General features: G+C 71.0%; 15 protein-coding genes. 13 read left to right on the top strand and 2 right to left on the bottom strand.

Annotation, left to right across the window (positions count from 1 at the left end; translation table 11 throughout):
• Positions 1–16: 16 nt before the first annotated feature.
• The 12 genes from SM757_RS08235 (at position 17) to nagZ (ending at position 12002) form a co-directional block, all read left to right on the top strand.
• Positions 17–667 carry a sigma-E factor negative regulatory protein gene (locus tag SM757_RS08235; RefSeq protein ID WP_322465083.1) on the top strand — a complete coding sequence of 217 codons (651 nt, stop codon included), beginning with the start codon at positions 17–19 and terminating at the stop codon, positions 665–667.
• 14 nt (positions 668–681) lie between these two features.
• The gene (locus tag SM757_RS08240; RefSeq protein ID WP_084267598.1) at positions 682–1677 is read left to right on the top strand and encodes a MucB/RseB C-terminal domain-containing protein; all 996 of its coding nucleotides are present in this window, start codon (positions 682–684) and stop codon (positions 1675–1677) included.
• Positions 1678–1704: 27 nt separating this feature from the next.
• The gene (locus SM757_RS08245) at positions 1705–3210 is read left to right on the top strand and encodes a DegQ family serine endoprotease (protein WP_066337785.1); all 1506 of its coding nucleotides are present in this window, start codon (positions 1705–1707) and stop codon (positions 3208–3210) included.
• A gap of 505 nt (positions 3211–3715) precedes the next feature.
• Complete coding sequence (gene lepA / locus SM757_RS08250; protein WP_066337784.1) at positions 3716–5524, top strand: translation elongation factor 4; 1809 nt, start codon at positions 3716–3718, stop codon at positions 5522–5524.
• A gap of 8 nt (positions 5525–5532) precedes the next feature.
• Complete coding sequence (lepB, locus tag SM757_RS08255; RefSeq protein ID WP_322465084.1) at positions 5533–6498, top strand: signal peptidase I; 966 nt, start codon at positions 5533–5535, stop codon at positions 6496–6498.
• Positions 6495–6953, top strand: a complete 459-nt coding sequence (locus tag SM757_RS08260) for a DUF4845 domain-containing protein (protein ID WP_322465085.1) — start codon at positions 6495–6497, stop codon at positions 6951–6953. The genes lepB and SM757_RS08260 overlap by 4 nt, the downstream gene beginning before the upstream one ends.
• A gap of 31 nt (positions 6954–6984) precedes the next feature.
• Positions 6985–7689, top strand: coding sequence for a ribonuclease III (rnc, locus tag SM757_RS08265; protein ID WP_066337775.1), 705 nt, complete (start codon positions 6985–6987; stop codon positions 7687–7689).
• Between the two features lie 303 nt (positions 7690–7992).
• A complete protein-coding gene (gene era / locus SM757_RS08270) occupies positions 7993–8919 on the top strand; it encodes a GTPase Era (protein WP_066337825.1) in 927 nt (308 codons plus the stop codon).
• Positions 8916–9686 (top strand): DNA repair protein RecO, encoded by a 771-nt coding sequence (recO, locus tag SM757_RS08275; RefSeq protein ID WP_322465086.1) that lies wholly within the window; start codon positions 8916–8918, stop codon positions 9684–9686. The genes era and recO overlap by 4 nt, the downstream gene beginning before the upstream one ends.
• A gap of 38 nt (positions 9687–9724) precedes the next feature.
• Positions 9725–10522, top strand: a complete 798-nt coding sequence (locus SM757_RS08280) for a pyridoxine 5'-phosphate synthase (protein ID WP_322465087.1) — start codon at positions 9725–9727, stop codon at positions 10520–10522.
• Positions 10519–10941, top strand: a complete 423-nt coding sequence (gene acpS, locus SM757_RS08285) for a holo-ACP synthase (protein WP_066337771.1) — start codon at positions 10519–10521, stop codon at positions 10939–10941. The genes SM757_RS08280 and acpS overlap by 4 nt, the downstream gene beginning before the upstream one ends.
• Positions 10938–12002 carry a beta-N-acetylhexosaminidase gene (gene nagZ, locus SM757_RS08290; protein ID WP_322465088.1) on the top strand — a complete coding sequence of 355 codons (1065 nt, stop codon included), beginning with the start codon at positions 10938–10940 and terminating at the stop codon, positions 12000–12002. The genes acpS and nagZ overlap by 4 nt, the downstream gene beginning before the upstream one ends.
• Positions 12003–12235: 233 nt before the next feature.
• Here nagZ and tssF read toward each other — a convergent pair whose 3' ends face one another.
• On the bottom strand, positions 12236–14170 hold the full coding sequence (gene tssF, locus SM757_RS08295) for a type VI secretion system baseplate subunit TssF (protein ID WP_322465089.1): 1935 nt from the start codon (positions 14168–14170) through the stop codon (positions 12236–12238).
• A 239-nt stretch (positions 14171–14409) separates the two neighbouring features.
• Entirely contained in the window at positions 14410–14646 is a 237-nt protein-coding gene (locus SM757_RS08300; protein ID WP_322465090.1) for a hypothetical protein, read from the bottom strand.
• Here SM757_RS08300 and SM757_RS08305 point away from each other — a divergent pair.
• Positions 14645–15745 (top strand): phage late control D family protein (locus SM757_RS08305; RefSeq protein ID WP_322465091.1); only part of this gene is annotated, 1101 nt, incomplete at its 3' end. The genes SM757_RS08300 and SM757_RS08305 overlap by 2 nt on opposite strands.

The following is a 15745-nucleotide window of genomic DNA, read 5'->3' on the forward strand; positions in this document are numbered from 1 at the left end:
GGCTTGGAGCACAAGCATGGAGCGCCCAATGCCAGATGACCGGCACGACCCATCGCAACCCGAGCAGGCGCTGTCGGCGCTGATGGACGGTGAGCTCGACTCCGCGGCCGCCGCCCGGCTGGCCGACGCCTGCCGTGGTGACGCGCGGCTGCGCGCCGCCTGGCACAGCTACCACCTCATAGGCGACGTGATGCGCTCGCAGGACCTGGCGCAGCGCCCCGCGCACGACGCGGCTTTCCTGTCGCGGCTGCGCGAACGCCTGGCCGACGAGCCCGTGCTGCTGGCGCCTCAACCCGTGGCGGTGGCCGCCGCCGCGCCGAGCGGGCAGCGCCGCTGGCGACTGCCGCGCCGGGCCTGGGCCGCTTCGGCCGTGGCCGCCGGCGCCATGGCCGTGGGCGGCGTGCTGGTGGCCACGCGGCTGCAGGACACCGTGCTGCCGCCGCCCGGCGGCGGCGCGGTGGTGGCCCAGGCGCCGCGCGCGCCACAGGCGCTGGTCGGCACCACGCTGCCGGTGGCCGGTGCGCCGGAGGCCACGCCCGTGGTCCAGGCCGATGACCGGCTGCTGCGCGACGCACGGCTGGACCGCTATCTCTCCGCGCACAAGCAGTGGGGCAGCAGCTTCGCCACGCCGGTGGTGGCGGTGCACAACGCCGCCGCCCAGCGCTGAACCCGATCGTGACGATGCGCAGACGGGAGTGGGTGCATGCGGTGGTGTGGCCGGCGCTGGCTTTGTTCGCGCCGCCGCTGTGGGCGGCGTCGTCGGACAACGCCGCGTGGCTGCAGCGGCTGCGCGAGGCGGCGCAGCACCGCAATTTCCAGGGCACGCTGGTGCACAGCGTGGGCGGTACGGCCAGCAGCTCGCGCGTGGCGCACTTCGGCGACAACGGCCACCAGTACGAGCGCATGGAGATGCTGGACGGCCAGATGCGCCGCGTTTTCCGCCATGACGACGTGGTGCTCACCCTGTGGGCTGACCGCCGCGTGGCCGTGATCGAACAGCGCGAGCCCGGCACCACCATGCCCGTGCTCATGCGCGCGCGGCCGGACGAGCGTGTCTTCGAGCGCTACGAGCTGCGCCCGCAGGGGCAGGATCGCGTCGCCGGCCACGAAGCCGACGTGTATTTGCTGCAGCCGCGCGACGCCCTGCGCTTTGCCCAGCGCATGTGGATGGAGAGCAACAGCTCGCTGCCGCTGCGCGTGGACCTCATCGCCCCCGATGGCCGCGTGCTGGAGAGCGCTGCCTTCAGCGAGCTCACCCTGGGCGTCAAGCCGCAGGCCGAGAGCGTGCTGCGCCCCATGCGCAAGCTGGAGGGCTACCGCGTGCAGCGCACCTCGCTGGCGCGCACGCGGCTGGAGGCCGAAGGCTGGAGCGCGCCGGAGGTGCCCGGCTTCGAGCAGCGCAGTTGCGTCAAGCGCGTGCTCAACGACGCGGGCGAGGAGGGCGGTGCCGGCGAAACGCTGCAGACCGTCTATGCCGATGGGCTCACGCACGTGTCGCTGTTCATTGAGCCCTACCGCGGCGAGCACCAGCGCCCCATGCAGACTGCCATAGGCGCCACCCATACCCTGATGCAGCGCCAGGGCGCCTGGTGGATCACCGTCGTGGGCGAGGTGCCCATGGCCACACTGCAGAAATTCGCGGCCGGGCTGGTGCGCCGGCCGGAAGGCCCCAAGTAAAACCACTTCAACACACAAGGGATTTTCATGCGAGTTGATGGCGTATTGCTGGGCCACCAGGCCCGCCGGGTCGCGCTGGCCTCGCTGGCCGCCGTGAGCTTGGGCGTGGCCGTGGCCGCGCCCGCGCGCGCTCAACAAGGTCCGGCCCAAGCGCCGGCGCAGGCGCAGGTGCTGCCGGACTTCACCGAGCTCGTGGACCGCGTCGGCCCCGCGGTGGTCAACATCCGCACCCTGGAGCGCGCGCGCGCCGGCAACGGCCGCGGTACGCCGGAAATGGACGAAAGCCTGGAGGAGTTCTTCCGCCGCTTCGGCATTCCCATGCCCGGCCGGCCCGACCCGCGCCGCGGCCCGCCCGGCAACGGCGGTAGCGGCGACGAGCCCCAGCAGCGCGGCGTGGGCTCGGGCTTCATCCTCAGCGCCGACGGCTACGTCATGACCAACGCCCACGTGGTGGAAGGCGCCGACGAGGTCATCGTCACCCTCACCGACAAGCGCGAGCTCAAGGCCCGCATCGTCGGCGCCGACACCCGCACCGACGTGGCTGTGGTCAAGATCGACGCCACTGGGCTGCCCTTCGTGCGCATCGGCGACGTGGGCCGGCTGCGCGTGGGCGAATGGGTGGTGGCCATTGGCTCGCCCTTCGGCCTGGACAACACCGTCACCGCCGGCATCGTCAGCGCCAAGCAGCGCGACACGGGCGACTACCTGCCCTTCATACAGACCGACGTCGCCATCAACCCCGGCAACTCCGGCGGCCCGCTGCTGAACATGCGCGGCGAGGTGGTGGGCATCAACTCGCAGATCTACAGCCGCTCCGGCGGCTTCATGGGCATCTCGTTCGCGATTCCCATCGACGAGGCCATGCGCGTGGCCGACCAGTTGCGCACCAACGGCCGCGTCGTGCGCGGGCGCATCGGCGTGCAGATCGCGCCGGTGACCAAGGAGGTGGCCGAGTCCATAGGCCTGGGCAAGCCCGTGGGCGCGCTGGTGCAGAACGTCGAGGCCGGCAGCCCGGCGGACAAGGCCGGCATAGAGGCCGGCGACATCATCACCAAAGTGGACGGCCGCACCGTGGAGCGCTCCGGCGAGCTGCCGCGCGTCATCGGCAACACCAAGCCCGGCACGCGCACCACGCTGCAGGTGTTCCGCCGCGGCGGCTACCGCGACCTGGCGGTGACGGTGGCCGAGATCGAGCCGGAGAAGCCGCGCCGCGCCGCGCAGGCCGAAAGCGCCCCGCGCGCCACCAGCGCCACGCCCATCGGCCTGTCGGTGTCCGACCTCAGCGATGCCCAGCGCCGCGATCTCAAGGTGCGCGGCGGCGTGCGTGTGGAAAACGCGGACGGCGCCGCCGCCCGCGCCGGGCTGCGCGAGGGCGACGTCATCCTCGCCATGGACAACGTCGAGATCACCAGCGCCCGCCAGTTCAGTGCCCTGGTGGACAAGGCCGACCGCTCCAAGCCCATCTCCGTGCTGGTGCGCCGCGGCGAGCAGTCCAACTTCCTCATCATCCGGCCCGGCGCCAGCGCCCGCTGAGCGGCCGCCCGGCACGCTCCGCAAGACCCGGCGCCCCACTGGGGCGCCGGGTCTTTTCGTGATGCGCAATATCCGAGGGCCGCACTGGGGCGTCTGCGGGCCCCGACAGCGCCGGCCGGCCGCCGGCGCCGGCCCGCTCCCGGGGCGGCTTGCCCGGGCGATGCCAAGGGCTTGCCGTGCAAGGCCCGAGACGCCGCAGGCATGTGGATAAACTGTTGAAAATTACTGCCGGAGAAGCCCTCAAGACTTGTTGCGGTGACGGTTTGAGGCTGGCCGGCGGGGGGCTTTTGGCTACAATGAAGGCCCAACAAGCAGTTGCCATACGTTTTGTTGGAAGGCGCGTCACCGTTTCGACGTGCCTTTTTTTTGACCCCCGACCCCTGACCCCGACAGGCCGCCCGCGCGGCGGCGTGTCGCCGGGCCGATCCGCGGCGATGCTGCGCCGACTGCGCGGCGGCCGCGATTGACGCCGCCCAAAGGCTTCGGCCCCTCGCATTCCGCTCGCATGGACCACATCCGCAATTTCTCCATCATTGCCCACATCGACCACGGCAAGAGCACGCTGGCCGATCGCCTCATCCAGCGCTGTGGAGGCCTGAGCGACCGCGAGATGGAGGCCCAGGTGCTCGACTCGATGGACATCGAGCGCGAGCGCGGCATCACCATCAAGGCGCAGACCGCCGCGCTGCAATACAAGGCGCGCGACGGCAAGGTCTACAACCTCAACCTCATCGACACGCCGGGGCACGTGGACTTCTCCTACGAAGTCAGCCGTTCCCTTTCGGCCTGCGAGGGTGCGCTGCTGGTGGTGGACGCCTCCCAGGGCGTGGAAGCCCAGACGGTGGCCAACTGCTACACCGCGCTGGACCTGGGCGTGGAGGTCATCCCCGTCCTGAACAAGATGGACCTGCCGCAGGCCGACCCCGAGCGCGCCAAGGAGGAGGTCGAGGACGTCATCGGCATCGACGCCGCCGACGCCATTCCCTGCTCGGCCAAGACCGGCCTGGGCATCGACGACATCCTCGAAGCCGTCGTCGCCCGCATGCCGCCGCCCAAGGGCGACCCCGACGGCCCGCCGCGGGCCATGATCATCGACGCCTGGTTCGACAACTACGTCGGCGTCGTGATGCTGGTGCGCGTGGTGGACGGCCAGATCGGCAAGGGCGAGCGCATCCGCATGATGGCCACCAACGCCGTCTACGGCGTCGAGCACCTGGGCGTGTTCACGCCCAAGAGCGAGAACCGCGACGCGCTGCGCGCCGGCGAGGTGGGCTTCGTGATCTGCGGCATCAAGGAGCTGGCCGCGGCCAAGGTGGGCGACACCGTCACCCTGGAAAAGAAGCTGCCCAACAACGCCGGCCCCGCCACCGAGGCGCTGCCGGGCTTCAAGGAAATCCAGCCCCAGGTGTTCGCGGGCCTGTACCCCAGCGAAGCCAGCGAGTACGACCAGCTCCGCGACGCGCTGGAGAAGCTCAAGCTCAACGACAGCTCGCTGCGCTACGAGCCGGAAGTCTCGCAGGCGCTGGGCTTCGGCTTTCGCTGCGGCTTCCTGGGCCTGCTGCACATGGAAATCGTGCAGGAGCGCCTGGAGCGCGAGTTCGACCAGGACCTGGTGACCACCGCGCCCAGCGTGGTGTACGAGGTGGAGCTGGGCGACGGCGAGGTCATCGAGGTCGAGAACCCCAGCAAGATGCCGGACGTGGGCCGCATCCGCGAGATCCGCGAGCCCATCGTGACCGTGCACCTGTACATGCCGCAGGACTACGTGGGCCCCGTCATGACGCTGGCCAACCAGAAGCGCGGCGTGCAGCTCAACATGGCCTACCACGGCCGCCAGGTCATGCTCACCTACGAGCTGCCGCTGGCCGAGATCGTGCTGGACTTCTTCGACAAGCTGAAGTCCGTGTCGCGCGGCTACGCGTCCATGGACTACGAGTTCAAGGAATATCGCGCCGCGGACGTGGTGAAGGTGGACATCCTCATCAACGGCGACCGCGTGGACCCGCTGGCCATGATCGTGCACCGCTCGCAGAGCCAGTACCGCGGCCGCGCCGTGGCGGCCAAGATGCGCGAGCAGATCCCGCGCCAGATGTACGACGTGGCCATCCAGGCCGCCATCGGCGCCAACATCATCGCCCGCGAGAACATCAAGGCGCTGCGCAAGAACGTGCTGGCAAAATGCTACGGCGGCGACATCACCCGCAAGCGCAAACTGCTTGAAAAGCAGAAGGCCGGCAAGAAACGCATGAAGCAGATCGGCTCCGTCGAGGTGCCGCAGGAAGCGTTCCTGGCCATTCTCCAGGTGGACGACTGACACAACGAATGAGCTCTATTACCGCGGTTCTGTATGGGGCCCTGATCGTCTATCTCGGCGGCTGGTTCATGGGCTACTGGATGGGCAACTTCGCCCTGCTGCTGTTCATCCTCACGCTGGTGACCATGGTCTACTGGCTGGCCGAGCGGCTGCGCTTCCGCCCGGCGCGCGAAGCCGCCGCGGCGCAGCTGGAGGCGCAGGACGCCTCGCGCCGCGCCGAGCTGGCCAAGATGGGCATCGAGAAGGTGGACGGCGACGTCACCGAGGCCCGCCGCAAGGTGCTGGCGCAACCTTGGTGGCTGGACTGGACGGCCGGGCTCTTCCCCGTCATCGTCGCCGTCTTCTTCCTGCGCAGCTTCCTCTTCGAGCCCTTCAAGATCCCGTCGGGCTCCATGATCCCGACGCTGCTGGTGGGCGACCTCATCCTGGTCAACAAGTACCACTACGGCGTGCGGCTGCCGGTGCTCAACAAGAAGGTCGTCGCCAACCACGAGCCCGCGCGCGGCGACGTCATCGTCTTCCGCTACCCCGTGGACCCGCGCGTGGACTACATCAAGCGCGTCGTGGGCCTGCCCGGCGACGAGGTGAGCTACCTCAACAAGCAGCTCACCATCAACGGCCAGCCCGTGCCCACCTCGCAACTGCCGGACTTCTACGACGAAGACAGCCTGCGCTACGCGCAGCAGTACAGCGAGAAGCTCGGCGAGGTGGAGCACCGCATCCTCATCGACCGCGAGCGCCCCGCCTTCATTCCCGGCAACCACGCCTTCCCCAACAGCTCGGCCTGCCGCTACAGCGCCGAAGGCGTGAGCTGCAAGGTGCCCGCCGGCCACTACTTCGTGATGGGCGACAACCGCGACAACTCGCAGGACTCCCGCTACTGGGGCTTCGTCCCGGACGAGAACATCGTCGGCCGCGCCTTCTTCGTGTGGATGAACTTCGGCAACCTCAGCCGCATAGGCGCCTTCCATTGAAGCCGCCGCGTGCCGCCCAACCGCAGCTCTGGGGGCGCGGGCAGGGCGGCGCGCGCCCCAGGGGCCCGTCCGTTTTTTCCCGCAGCTTCTCCCGCAGTTTTTCCCCCAGCCTTCGCCCGCAGCGCGGGCTGTCGCTGATCACGCTGCTGCTGTGGGCTGTGCTGCTGGCCGCGCTGGTGGTGGCCGCGCTGCGGGTGCTGCCTTCGGTGAACCAGTACTACGCGGTGCGCCGCGCGGTGGAGAAACTGGTGGGCACCAGCCTCAATCCGGCCGACATTCGTGCCGACTTTGACAAGCAGCGCGCCGCCAACCCGGAAATTTCCGTGCTGCGCGGCGATGATCTGGACATACGGCGCGACGGCGACCACCTCGTCATCCGCTTTGCCTACGACAAGCAGATCGAGCTCGTGCACCCCGTGTACCTGCTCATCAAGTACCACGGCCGCTCGCGTTGAAGGCGCGCCACTTGCCCGCACATTCAAGCCTATGGACCACCGAATCGATGCACTGCAGCAACGCCTGGGCTACCGCTTCGCGCAGCCCCGGCTGCTGCAGCGCGCGCTCACGCACCGCAGCTTTGGCGCCGACCACAACGAGCGGCTCGAATTCCTGGGCGATGCCGTCCTGAGCATCACCATCTCCGCGCTGCTGTACGAGCGCTTCAGCGGCTCGGACGAGGGCGACCTCACCCGCGTGCGCGCCCACCTCGTGCGCGAGGACAGCCTGCACCGCGTGGCGCTGCAGTTGGGCCTGCCGGAGGTGCTGCGCCTGTCCGAGGGCGAAGCCCGCGGCGGCGGCGCGCAGCGCCCCTCCATCCTGGCCGACGCGCTGGAGGCCATCCTGGGCGCCGCCTTCCTGGACGGCGGCTTCGAGCCCGCGCAGGCCCTGGTGCGCCGCCTCTTCGGCGAGGTCATCGCCTCCACCGAGATGGACGGCTGGAGCAAGGACCCCAAGACCGAGCTGCAGGAATGGCTGCAGGCGCGCCGCCTGGCCGTGCCCGTCTACCGCATCGTGGCCACGCGCGGCCAGGCGCATGCCCAGACCTTCGAGGTCGAATGCGCCGTGCCCGCCCTGGGCCTGGCCGAGCCCGGCGAAGGCCGCTCCCGCCGTACCGCCGAGCAGGACGCCGCCCGGCGCCTGCTCGACATCCTCAAGTCCAGCGACCGCCCCGGCGGCCCGCTGCGCTCCTGAAGCATTTCCGTGAATTCCAAACCCGACGCCTCCGACCCCACCGCCGCGGCCCCCGCTGACGCCGCCGCCGTGCCCTCTACCCCGTCCGCCGACGCGGCCGCCCCTGCCGCGGCTGCCCAAGCCGAAGCCGCCCGTCTGGCCGCCGACCCCGACGCCAGCGGCGCCGAGGAGGAGGGCGCCGACACCGGCGCCGAGGACGACGACGACGCGCTGGCCCACGCCGACTTCGGCGGCGACGACGAAGAGGCGTACGAGGACGAAGAGGGCGACGAGGACGAGGGCGACGAGCGCCCCGCCGTCGACCTGGACGCCGCTTTTGGCGGCAAGTCCGCCGCCGCCACCGGCGTGGCCGGCCAGCGCTGCGGGCTGGTGGCCATCGTGGGCCGGCCCAACGTGGGCAAGAGCACGCTGCTCAACGCGCTGGTGGGCCAGAAGGTGAGCATCACCTCGCGCAAGGCGCAGACCACGCGCCACCGCATCACCGGCATACGCACCGAGGGCGACGCGCAGTTCGTGTTCGTGGACACGCCGGGCTTCCAGACCAAGCACAGCACCGCGCTCAACCGCAACCTCAACCGCACCGTGCAGGGCGTGCTGTCGGACGTGGACGTGGTGCTCTTCCTGGTGGAGGCCGGCCGCTTCGGCCTGGACGACGCCAAGGTGCTGGCGCTGCTGCCGCAGGACAAGCCCGTGCTGCTCATCGCCAACAAGCTCGACGCCGTGCACCGCCGCAACGACATGCTGCCCTGGCTCAAGTCCATGCAGGAGCGCCGCAACTTCGCCGAGTTCGTCCCGCTCTCCGCCCGCAAGGACGCCGACGTCAAGCGCCTCGTGGACATCGTCAAGCCCTACCTGCCGGAGCAGGCCTGGTTCTACGAGGAGGACGCGCTCACCGACCGCAGCGACCGCTTCCTGGCCGCCGAGCTCATCCGCGAAAAGCTCTTCCGCCTCACCGGCGACGAGCTGCCCTACAGCTGCACGGTGGTCATCGACAAGTTCGAGGAAGAGGGCAAGCTGCGGCGGATTGCCGCCACCATCGTCGTGGAGCGCGATGCGCACAAGGGCATGGTCATCGGCGACAAGGGCGAGGTGCTCAAGCGCATCGGCAGCGAGGCGCGCCAGGAGCTGGAGCGGCTGATGGATGCCAAGGTCTTCCTGGAGCTGTGGGTCAAGGTGCGCTCCGGTTGGGCCGACAGCGAGGAGCACCTGAGGTCTTACGGGTACGAGTGAAGAGCAAAGCCCCGCCCCAGGCGGCCTACGTGCTGCACCGCTGGGACTGGAGCGAATCCAGCCTGGTGCTGGACCTCTTCACCCGCGAGCACGGTCGCGTGGCCGTGGTCGCCAAGGGCGCCAAGCGCCCGTACTCGCAGCTGCGCCCCGTGCTGCTGCCTTTCCAGCGCCTGAACGTCCACTTGGGCCGCAGCGCCGAGGCCGAGGTGCAGCTCCTGCGCGGCGCCGAGTGGGCCGGCGGCGCGCCCATGCTCAGCGGCGAGGCGCTGTTCTCGGGCTTCTACCTCAACGAGCTGCTCATGAAGCTGCTCGCCCGCCACGACGCCCACCCCGCGCTCTTCGACGTCTACGCCGACACGCTGCCCGCGCTCTCCGGCGGCAACGAGCTGCGCGCGCAGGCCGCGCTGCGCGCCTTCGAGCTGCTGCTGCTGCGCTCCATCGGCCTGCTGCCGGACCTGGCCCACGTCACGCTGCGCCTGACGGCCACCGAGCCGCGCGCGCGCTACGCGCTGCGCGCCGAATCCGGCTTGGTGGACGTTGCCGGCGCCGAAGCCGCGCTCTCCGGCCAGGCATGGGCCGGCGTGCAGGCCGCGCTGGACGCCGGCAACCTGGGCGCGCTGCAGGCCGCCTGCCTCACCGAGCTGCAGCCGCTGCGCGGGCAGTTGCGCGCGCTGCTTCACTATCATCTCGGGTCCCCGCTGCTGCGCACCCGCGAGGTGATGCGCGACCTGCAGCGGCTCACGGACGTCTCGCCCAACGCGGCCTGACGCGCCTTCCTCCTCCTCCCAGCAGGACCCCTCGCGCCATGAATCCCCTGGTGGCTCCCGAATCCTCCGCGCGCGACGCGCGCACCGCGCTGTCGGTCAACCTCAACAAGGTCGCGCTGCTGCGCAACACGCGCCACCTGGGCATTCCCAGCGTCACGCGCGCGGCCGAGCTGGTGCTGCAGTCCGGCGCCCAGGGCATCACCGTGCACCCGCGGCCGGACGAGCGCCACATCCGCGGCGAGGACGTCCACGCCCTGGCCGAGCTGCTCAAGGGCTGGCCGCAGATCGAATACAACATCGAGGGCAACCCCTTCCACAACCTCGTCGGCTTCATCGAGGCCGTGCGTCCGCACCAGGCCACCTTCGTCCCCGACAACGTGGAGCAGTTCACCTCCGACCACGGCTGGAACCTGCCGGCCGACCTGGAGCGGCTGGAACCCGTGATCCGGCACGTCAAGGCGCTGGGCGTGCGCGTGAGCCTGTTCATGGACCCGGTGCCTGAAGCCATGGCCTACGCCGCCCAAGCCGGCGCCGACCGCGTGGAGCTCTACACCGAGGCCTACGCCCGCGCCTGGGGCACTGCCGACGAGGACGCCGTGCTCGCCCAATACGCCCGCGCCGCCGAGGCCGCGCTGGCCGCCGGCCTGGGCATCAACGCCGGGCACGACCTGAACCGCGACAACCTCACCCGCTTCCTGCGCGAAGTGCCGGGCGTGGCCGAGGTCTCCATAGGCCACGCGCTCATCGCCGACGCCCTGGAGCTGGGCTACGCCGAGACCGTGCGCGACTACCAGCGCTGCATACAGCGCGCCTTCGCCCCCGTGCCGGCTCGATGATCGTCGGCATAGGCACCGACGTCTGCGACGTGCGGCGCATCGCCGCCACGCTCGGCCGCAAGAGCGACCGTTTCCCGCAGCGCGTGCTTGGGCCCAACGAGCAGCAGGTGTTCGCCGCGCGCCGCGCGCGCGCCGAGTCGCGCGGCGTGGCCTACCTGGCCACCCGCTTCTCGGCCAAGGAAGCCTTTTCCAAGGCCATAGGCCTGGGCATGCACATGCCCATGCGCTGGCGCGACTGCGAAATCCTCAACCACGCCAGCGGCCAGCCCTACCTCCAGCTCCACGGCGCGCTGGCGGCCTGGTTCCAGTCTCGGGGCTGGCAGGCGCACGTGACCTTGAGCGACGAGACCGACTACGCCGTGAGCTTCGTCGTGGTCGAAACGCAACCCACCACCCCGCCCATTCCGCAACACCCATGACTGCACACCAGCACGCCCCGGTGGTGCTCGACATCGCCGGCCTGGCGCTGGACGACGCCGACCGCCGCCGTCTCCAGCACCCGCTCACCGGCGGCCTGATCCTGTTCGCCCGCAACTGGGAAAACCGCCGCCAGCTCACCGAGCTCACGGCCGAGATCAAGAGCCTGCGGCCCGACGTGCTGATCTGCGTGGACCACGAAGGCGGCCGCGTCCAGCGCTTCAAGACCGACGGTTTCACGCACCTTGCGCCCATGGCCCGCCTGGGCGAGCTGTGGATGAAGGACGCCATGACGGCCACCGACGCCGCCACCGCCGCCGGCTACGTGCTGGCGTCCGAGCTGCGCGCCTGCGGCGTGGACTTCAGCTTCACCCCCGTGCTGGACCTGGACCACGCGCAAAGCGCCGTCATCGGCGACCGCGCCTTCCACCGCGACGCGCGCGTGGCCACCGTCCTCGCCAAGAGCCTCATGCACGGCCTGCTGCTGGCGGGCATGCAGAGCTGCGGCAAGCATTTCCCCGGGCACGGCTTCACCAAGGCCGACTCGCACGTGGACGTGCCGGTGGACAAGCGCTCCCTGAAAACCATCCTGGGCGACGACGCTAAGCCGTATGAATGGCTGTCCACCTGCCTGGCCTCGGTGATGCCGGCGCACGTGGTCTACCCCAAGGTGGACGCGCGCCCGGCCGGCTTCTCGGCCAAGTGGCTGCAGGACATCCTGCGCGGCCGGCTCGGCTTCACCGGCGCCGTGTTCAGCGACGACCTGAGCATGGAAGGCGCGCGGCGCCTGGACGGCGAAGTGGTGGGCTACACCGACGCGGCCGTGGCGGCGCTGACGGCCGGCTGCGACCTGGTGCTGCTGTGCAACCAGTCCCTGAACGGCGGCGCCGCGGTGGACGAGTTACTGGACGGCCTGCAAGCCGCCCTGGAGCGCGGCCAGTGGCAAGGCGACCCCGACAGCGAAGCCCGCCGCGTGGCCCTGCTGCCGCAGGGCGCGCCTTTCCCCTGGGACGAGCTGATGCACCAGCCCACGTACCAGCGGGCGCTGGAGCGCCTGCCCTGAACGAGGGAGCGCCGCGCTGCTGTCCGGGGAAAGCGATGCCGAACTTGTCATCCCGTCAGCTAAAGGACTTCGCCCACTGCTTCGTCATGCCCGCGAAAGCGGGCATCCACGAACACCGGGGTGTGGCTTTCAACCGGCATCGCCCAGGGCCAGCGTCAGCGCGCCAGCACCCCGGTCGGGGTGGATGCCCGCTTTCGCGGGCATGACGGGAGAGGGAGCGAAACGCCTTTGCCTCAGATCAGCGGCATCTCCCCGCTGTGCGGCGGGCCACTGAACAGCAGCTCTCCCGTGTCCGCCGAGATGAGGTGCAGCCGGATGAAGCTGTCGCGGCGGGCGGATTGGGCGAACCAGCGCGAGAGCAATTGCGCGAACAGGTGCAGGCCGCAGCCGGTGAAGTGCTCCTCCCGCACGGTCAGCCGCAGCGCCGTGCCGCGCAGCATGCGGGGGCCGAAGGCGTCGGCCATGCAGGCTTGGGCGGGCTGGCTGTCCAGCGCGGTGAGGCCCTCCAGCAGCTCCGCGGTGCGCGGGCTGCACGCGAGGTCTAGCAGCCGCAGCGCGTCCTTGAGCGCCTCCAGCCCCGTCGCGTAGGGCGACAGCGGACGCGGCGTGAGCAGCGACAGCAGCCGCCACGCCATGCCCCCGCCCAGGGCCGCGCGGCGCACCGGCGTGGGTTCGCGCAGCAGCCGTATGGCGTCCCAGTGGCCGCCGCCCGCGCAAGCCAGCTCGCTGCGGGCCTGGCCGGCCACCAGCCGCCCGGCATGCCCGCCGTTGCCGGCGTGCAGCGACAGCTTGAGCACCGCCGCGGGCAGGTCCACGGCGGCGCCGGCCTCGTCCACCACCTCCACCACCAGCCCGGCCGGGTTGGCGGGCGTGGCCGGCTCGCGCCGCACCACCCAGTACAGCCCGCCTTCCGGCGTGGGCCAGGCACTGGGCAGCCGCCGCGCCTCCTGCGTCCAGGCCGGCTCCAGGCCGTGCCCCAGCGAGCACCAGGGCTCCAACGGCCAGCCCTCGCCGTCGCTCCCGGCGGCGGACGACGCGGCGGTGCCATCGGCAGCAGCGGCACCCTCCCGCGTCGCGGCGCTGCGCGCCTGCAGCCGCACGCCGGTGACGGCCAGCACCTCCAGCGCGGGCGGCTGCGCCGCGGGGCTCAAGGCGAAGCGGCTGGGGTGGCCGGGCAGGGGGTGCGCCTCGGCGGCGGCCTCAAAGGCGTTGACCACCGGTACGCAGTTGGTCAGGAAGTCGGCCGCCGACACCTCGCGCAGCCGCCGCAGCGCTTCGCCGTCCTCGTGCAGATCCGTGAGCGCGAAGTGCAGCCACAGCGTGCGCTGCTCGCTGCGCCAGGCCGCCACGGGCAGCGGGAAGTCCAGGAAGTTGAACTTCTCCGGAAAGCAGAACCACTCGGCCAGCAGCCGCTGCGCGGCGGGCCAGCCGGGCCTGGCGCCCAGGAGGGATTCGGCATCGGCCAGGCCCACGGCCACGGGCTGCGCGCAGGCGTCGAGCTGCCAGGGGCCGTGCGGCTGCACCTGCACCAGCGTGGCGGACACGCGGCGCGTGAGCGCCTCGCGCAGCACGGCCGCGCGCCGCGGCTCGCCCCCCAGGTGCAGCCGCAGCGTGGACACGCCCAGCGTCCCCCAGCACCCCGCCGCCGACGTCAGCTCCAACTGCAGCGACAGCAGCGCCGAGGCGTGCCGCGGCACGGGCGAGCCCGGTGGCATGTTGGGCGTGGTGGTGAAGGCGGCCGACGCCACGCGCACGGGCAACACTTGCGCCTCGGCCGTGGTGGTGAAGCGGCACACGCCGCCCGGCTCGGCCGACAGGCTGTGCAGCGCCGTGCCGGCGGGCAGCCGTTGGGCGATGGAGGTTTCGCGTCCGGCCACGTCGTTGTCCAGCCGCGCGATGGCGCAGCCGGGCAGGGGCCGCAGCCACTGCGGCGCCAGCCGCTCCAGCAGCGGGTGGGTGATTTCCGGCACGTCGTCGTCCAGTCGGGCATGCACGCGCGCAGCCAGCAGCGCGAAGGACTGCAGCAGGTGCTGCACCTGCGGGTCCTGCAGCAGCTCGCCGCTGGCCGACAGCCGCCCGGCGATGTGCGGATGGCGCTGCGCGAATTCCTCGGCCTGCTGCTGCAGCAGCGCCAACTCGCGTTCGTAATGCGGCAGCAATTCATGCATGGCGGTTTCCCCCAGGCCTGTGAAAGCGCCCACTGTGAAAGGCCCGTGGCCCAGTAAACCCTTTGCGCGGTATTTCCGGCGCAATTTGTTTTCCGGTTCCGTGGGCCGCGGAAGCGGCGGTGAAGGCATGGAATTTCACCCCCGTCGCCGCCCCCTCCAATGAGGGGTATCACCCATGGCGCGCCCCGTGCGCCGCCCGTAACTTGGCCCCTGCACGGCGCCTGGACGCCCGCGGCAGATCAGCCGTCGATGATGAGCGGCGTATTTTCGGCCGGCAGGGTGGGCAGTTTCAAAAGCGGTATGCGGTGCCGGAGCACATATCCAAGATCAATTGATTCCCCGGGGGACCCATGGCCGTATACCGTCGTGCGCGCGAATTTCAGCGCGATTTCCTGAATTCCAGTCCGGTATTGATATTTTCCGGTGCCGATATTCCAGGCGGCGGCCTGACGCCCGCGCCGCGCTGAGCCCGGCATGGCCAGCCTGCTCAACCTGCCGCGCGACGAGACGCGGCTGCTGCGCCTGCAGGCGCCGTCGCTGCCCGCCGCTGCGCGTTGGGTGCCCGTGCGCGCCACGCTGCGCGAGGCGGTGAACCAGGGTTTCAGTGCCGAGCTGGACGTGCTGGCGCTGCCCGCGCCCAACGGTCCCGCGAGCCTGCTTGGGCAGCCGCTCACCCTGGCGTTGAAGCTGGCCGATGGGAGCCGGCGCACGTGGAACGGCATCGTCCGCACGGCGGCGTGCGCGGGCGCCGTGGGTCGCCTCATGCGCTGGCGCCTGGGGCTGGGCAGCTGGGTGGATGCGCTGGCGCTGCGGCAGGACAGCCGCGTCTACGTGCAGCGCGACGTGCTGGCCATCGTCGCCGACGTGTTCGGCGCCTGTCCCGGCGCGCGCTGGCGCGTGGCGGGCGTGCCGCCCCTGGCTGCCCGCGCCCACTGCACGCAGTACCGCGAGAGCGACTTCCATTTCGTCACCCGGCTGCTGGCGTCCGAGGGACTGCACTGGCGCATCGCGCAGGTGGCGGACGGGCAGGGCGCCAACGCGCATGAGCTGCTGATGGCAGGTGCCGCTGGCTTGGGGACGGACTTGGGCGCGCTGCCCTCGGCCGCCCAACACCCCACCGCCTTTCGGCCCGGCCTGGAAGACCCGGTGACGGATTTTGCCTTCACGCGCCGAGCCGCGGCCAACGCCGTGGCGCTGGGCCGCTGGGACGCGGCGCAGCTCGCGGGCGTGGCTGCCGCGCGGCGGTCTGCCCCGGCCGTCGGCGCGCTGCCCACGCTGTGGCGCTGGGATGGCGATTCACACGCCGCGCCCTGGGCCGACGCGGACGGTGCCGACCGCGCCGCCGCGCAGGCCCTGGAGGCGCTGGCGCTCCAGAGCGAGCGGTTCATTGGGCTTTCCGGCGTGCGCCGCCTGGAGCCTGGGTGCCGCTTCACGCTGCTGGACGAATCCCTGCCCGCTGCCCTGGGCCGCGCCCAAGCCGACGGCTTCACGGTGCTGGCCGTGGAACACCGCGCCGCCAACAACCTGGGCCTTGAGCTGGCGCGGGCGCTGCATGAACCGGTGGTGGAGGGCGGC

It is taken from the genome of Azohydromonas lata (genome assembly GCF_034427735.1).
GTDB classification, from domain to species: domain Bacteria; phylum Pseudomonadota; class Gammaproteobacteria; order Burkholderiales; family Burkholderiaceae_C; genus Azohydromonas; species Azohydromonas lata.

What these genes read in the sequence shown, in the direction of transcription:
- SM757_RS08235 (WP_322465083.1), top strand. Translation starts at nt 17, where the DNA reads ATGGAGCGCCCAATGCCAGATGACCGGCACGACCCATCGCAACCCGAG.
- SM757_RS08240 (WP_084267598.1), top strand. Translation starts at nt 682, where the DNA reads ATGCGCAGACGGGAGTGGGTGCATGCGGTGGTGTGGCCGGCGCTGGCT.
- SM757_RS08245 (WP_066337785.1), top strand. Translation starts at nt 1,705, where the DNA reads ATGCGAGTTGATGGCGTATTGCTGGGCCACCAGGCCCGCCGGGTCGCG.
- lepA (WP_066337784.1), top strand. Translation starts at nt 3,716, where the DNA reads ATGGACCACATCCGCAATTTCTCCATCATTGCCCACATCGACCACGGC.
- lepB (WP_322465084.1), top strand. Translation starts at nt 5,533, where the DNA reads ATGAGCTCTATTACCGCGGTTCTGTATGGGGCCCTGATCGTCTATCTC.
- rnc (WP_066337775.1), top strand. Translation starts at nt 6,985, where the DNA reads ATGGACCACCGAATCGATGCACTGCAGCAACGCCTGGGCTACCGCTTC.
- SM757_RS08280 (WP_322465087.1), top strand. Translation starts at nt 9,725, where the DNA reads ATGAATCCCCTGGTGGCTCCCGAATCCTCCGCGCGCGACGCGCGCACC.
- acpS (WP_066337771.1), top strand. Translation starts at nt 10,519, where the DNA reads ATGATCGTCGGCATAGGCACCGACGTCTGCGACGTGCGGCGCATCGCC.
- nagZ (WP_322465088.1), top strand. Translation starts at nt 10,938, where the DNA reads ATGACTGCACACCAGCACGCCCCGGTGGTGCTCGACATCGCCGGCCTG.
- tssF (WP_322465089.1), bottom strand. Translation starts at nt 14,170, where the DNA reads ATGCATGAATTGCTGCCGCATTACGAACGCGAGTTGGCGCTGCTGCAG.
- SM757_RS08300 (WP_322465090.1), bottom strand. Translation starts at nt 14,646, where the DNA reads ATGCCGGGCTCAGCGCGGCGCGGGCGTCAGGCCGCCGCCTGGAATATC.